Consider the following 3,660-nt stretch of genomic DNA (forward strand, 5'->3'; position numbering starts at 1 on the left):
AGCTCGGCGACGTGCGCGCCGAGCACCGCCAGGGTGGCTTCGTGTGCGCGGCCGCGCTGGTCACGCCGGACGGCCGCGAGGAGGTGCGGCTCGGCGAGATGCGGGGCGTGCTCGCGACGGCGCCGCGGGGCGCCAACGGGTTCGGCTACGACCCGATCCTGGTCCCGGAGGAGGACCCGCTGTTCGCGGGGCCGTCCGCCGAGTCCCTGGTCGACGGTCCTGGCCGCCGGACCGCCGGGGAGCTGTCCCCGGACGAGAAGAACGCGATCTCCCACCGCGGCAAGGCGTTCCGCGCGCTGGCGCCGGTGGTCGTCGAGGTGCTCGGCGCCTAGCTCGCCGCCGCGCGGGCCTGGCCGCGGCGGATGCCCGCCACCAGGCCGCGCCAGCCCAGCATCGTGATCGCCAGGAAGATGGCGGTGACCAGTGCGAACGACCATGCCAGCCCGCCGCCCGAGAGGCCACGCAGGGCGAGGCCCCCGAGCACGGTGACGGCCCAGATGATCACGCCGGTGGGCCAGACCCGTGCGGGGTCCCGCCAGGCGCGGGCCACGGCCCAGCCGATCGTGGCGGCCAGCGCAAACGGCCACACCACGCGGCCGAAGGCGCTCGTCAGCGAACCGTCGTGCGACGCGATGCCGACGATCGTGAAGACGAGGACGGCGACGGCGTCGGCCACGAGGGCGGGCCAGAACGGCGAGGTGCGGGAGGCGGGGGCAGTGGTGCTCACGCGTCGAGGGTAGTCCGCCGGCCGCGCTCCCGGTGTCCGCGAACCCGGGCACCCACTACCCGGGAGAAAATTTACATCCCGGACATACGCGCCTCTTGCGGCCGAATCGCCCAGGCCGCAGGATCACACGGCCGCCACTTCGGCGGCGAGTGTGATCAAGGAGGCAGCATGCGTAGCAACCTCTCCCGCACCCTGCTCGGTGGCCTCGCCGCCCTGGTGCTCGGCGGCAGCGTGGCCGTCGCGTTCGGTGCGCCGTCACAGGCCAGCGAGGGCACCGGCGACATCGCGGTACACAGCGCGGCGACCACCCGGGCGGCCCAGGACCGGGTGACCGACTACTGGACCCCCCAGCGGATGCGCGAAGCCCTGCCCGCCGACGTGCTGGTGGCCGGCAAGGACAAGTCCTCGGCCGGCGGTACCGTGGCGGCCGGCAGCCCGACCGTCGTCCCGCTGGCCGCCGCCAAGCCCGCCCCCACCGCGGCCTTCGTGGGTGGGTACTACTCGGGCGGCGGTGAGGTCGTCGACACCACGGGCAAGGTGTTCTTCACGCTCGCCGGCGTGAACTACGTCTGCTCGGGCAGCGCCGTGAGCTCGGGGAACAAGGACGTCGTGCTCACCGCCGGCCACTGCGTCAACGAGGGACCCGGGGAGTTCGCCACGAACTGGGCGTTCGTCCCCGCCTACGACGACGGCGCCCGGCCCTACGGCACGTTCACCGCACGTCAGCTCACCACCACCACGCAGTGGCAGACTAGCGGCGACTTCGACTATGACGTCGCGTTCGCGGTGCTGAACACGCTGAACGGTGCCCACCTGACGGACGTCGTGGGCGGGCAGGCCATCGGCTTCAACCAGGCGCGCGGGCAGTACATGTACTCGTTCGGCTACCCGGCCGCCAACCCGTACGACGGCTCGGACATCGCGTGGTGCCACGGGACGGTCGTGCAGGACACGTTCGGGGGCAGCTCCGACCAGGGCCTGGACTGCAACCTGACCGGCGGGTCGTCCGGCGGTCCCTGGTTCGTCAACTACTCCGAGTCCACCGGCGTGGGCGTGCTCAACTCCGTGAACTCCTTCAAGTACCGCGGCGGCAGCATGCGCAACTACATGTTCGGCCCGTACCTGGGCGACGTCGCACAGACGCTGTACACCTCGGCGTCGTCGCTCTGACGCGCTGAACCCGGGCGCCGGGGCGTCGGTCGGGCTTGTCGGGATCGTGTGTCTCGACAAGCCCGGCCGACGCGGCGTGCCCGGCCGCGGCCCTACTGTGGCAGCGTCGACAGAAGATCCCGGTAGCCGGCGAACGCCGCGTCGACCTCGGACTGGCCCAGACCGAACCGCTCCAGGCTGTACCGGTGCGGCGACCGCTTCCCCGGCGCCTCCCGCGCGGCCGTCAGGTTCGTGTCGTCGACCTCACCCCACCGCGCGCCGAGCTCCTCGAACAGCGCGGGCAGCACCGCCGCCGGATCGCCGGTGAGCCGGTCGTACGGCAGGTCGAGCACGGTCTCGGGTCCCAGGTCGGCGCGCTGCGCGAGGGCGCGGGAGACGCCGTCCGACATGATCGGGAGCCACTCGCGGCCGATCCGCACGGGGTCCACGGCATCCGCGTGCCGGTGGATGCGCTGGGCGGACTCGGCGAGGGAGCACAGCGACGCCAGCGCGACCTCGGGAGCCCGGTGGGTCCACACGAACCTCGCGTCGGGGAAGACGTCGCGGATCGCCGACAGGTGGAAGAGGTTCGCCGGGTGCTTGAGCACCCACCGCCGAGCGGGGCGACCGTACGACAGCAGCTGGAGCGTGTCCCGGAGGAACCGGTAGTCCGGCCGGTGGTCGAAGCGCGCGAGCAGGTCGAGGTAGTCCGGCATGGGCACCGCCGAGGAGTGGAGCTCCGAGTGCGCGCGGATGAAGGTGTCCTCCTCCTCGGAGGCCGCGTACATCGGATGGATGGTGTCCCACGTGGTGCTCAGCACCGACGTCATCGCGAACTTCCGCCCCGTGCGCCGGATCAGCGCGGCCTCGGCGCGCGGGCCGACGGCGAGGCCCGGGTAGGTCATCTCCCAGAGCTTCGGCCCTCGGTGCGCGGGTGACCTGGAGAGGATGTTGTAGGTCAGCGTGGTGCCTGTCCGGGGCATGCCGACCACGAACACCGGAGCCTCCACCGGCTCGTCGGCGATCCGGGGGTGCCGGGCCAGCAGGTCGCCCACCACGAGCCGGTTCCGGATCCGGCCGGACACCATGGCCTGGCCCGCCGCCCAGCCGAGCGGGCTCAGGCCGGGGAAGTCCGCGAACGCGCGCAGCACGAGCCGCAGGTGGTCCAGGTCGGCGGCGTTCTCCGCGCTCAGCGGTGCGCGGCCACGGGAGGCACGCGCGATCATCCGGTCGAACACGACGTCCGGGTCCCGGCGCGTGCGGGCGGCGGGAGCCAGGAGCAGGTTGGTCAGGCGCAGCGCCGGCGGGTCGGCGGGCGTGGTGAGGGACACGGCACTCCTGGGGTCGCGGTTCGGGCCGGGATCTGGCACATCCTCGCGTGGGCCGACCCGGCGCGTAAACGAAAACGGGGACCGGGAGCGCAGGCCGGTGCGGGGCCCCGACTTCGGCCCGACGACGGGTCCCCGTAGGCTGGGCGGATGCACCTCGTCGCCCAGGACCTCGGTTTCGCCTATCCCGGGCGGCCCGTCATGGACGGGGTCAGCTTCTCGGTGTCGCAGGGCGGGCGGCTCGGCGTGGTCGGCGAGAACGGGTCGGGCAAGTCCACGCTGCTGCACCTGCTGGCCGGTGACCTGCTGCCGAAGTCGGGCGAGGTGCGCCGGCAGGGCAGCGTCGCGCTGGTCGAGCAGGAGCTGCACCCCGAGCCGGGCCAGACCATCGGCGACCTGGTCGCCGGGACGCTCGACGGCCTGCGCACCGCGGCCGCCGAGCTCGACGCCGCGGCC

The 3,660-nt window shown here is 73.1% G+C and carries 5 protein-coding genes; 3 read left to right on the forward strand and 2 right to left on the reverse strand.

What is annotated here, in order from left to right:
• Positions 1-332: non-canonical purine NTP pyrophosphatase (locus PROKR_RS10370; RefSeq protein ID WP_036962858.1), on the forward strand; the 332-nt coding region annotated here is incomplete at its 5' end.
• On the opposite strand, the gene PROKR_RS10375 is transcribed toward PROKR_RS10370, so the two are convergent.
• Entirely contained in the window at positions 329-727 is a 399-nt protein-coding gene (locus PROKR_RS10375) for a DUF3054 domain-containing protein (protein WP_051432861.1), read from the reverse strand. The two genes, PROKR_RS10370 and PROKR_RS10375, sit on opposite strands and share 4 nt — an antisense overlap.
• Before the next feature lie 168 nt (positions 728-895).
• Here PROKR_RS10375 and PROKR_RS10380 point away from each other — a divergent pair, with 168 nt between their 5' ends.
• Entirely contained in the window at positions 896-1,897 is a 1,002-nt protein-coding gene (locus tag PROKR_RS10380) for a trypsin-like serine peptidase (RefSeq protein ID WP_036962859.1), read from the forward strand.
• Positions 1,898-1,989: 92 nt separating this feature from the next.
• Here PROKR_RS10380 and PROKR_RS10385 read toward each other — a convergent pair whose 3' ends face one another.
• The gene (locus tag PROKR_RS10385) at positions 1,990-3,207 is read right to left on the reverse strand and encodes a sulfotransferase family protein (RefSeq protein ID WP_036962860.1); all 1,218 of its coding nucleotides are present in this window, start codon (positions 3,205-3,207) and stop codon (positions 1,990-1,992) included.
• A 147-nt stretch (positions 3,208-3,354) separates the two neighbouring features.
• On the opposite strand from PROKR_RS10385, the gene PROKR_RS34545 reads away from it, so the two are divergent.
• A partial coding sequence (locus PROKR_RS34545) for an ATP-binding cassette domain-containing protein (protein WP_036962861.1) occupies positions 3,355-3,660 on the forward strand: 306 nt, incomplete at its 3' end.

The sequence above is a fragment of the Promicromonospora kroppenstedtii DSM 19349 genome (genome assembly GCF_000515355.1).
Taxonomy (GTDB): Bacteria; Actinomycetota; Actinomycetes; order Actinomycetales; family Cellulomonadaceae; genus Promicromonospora; species Promicromonospora kroppenstedtii.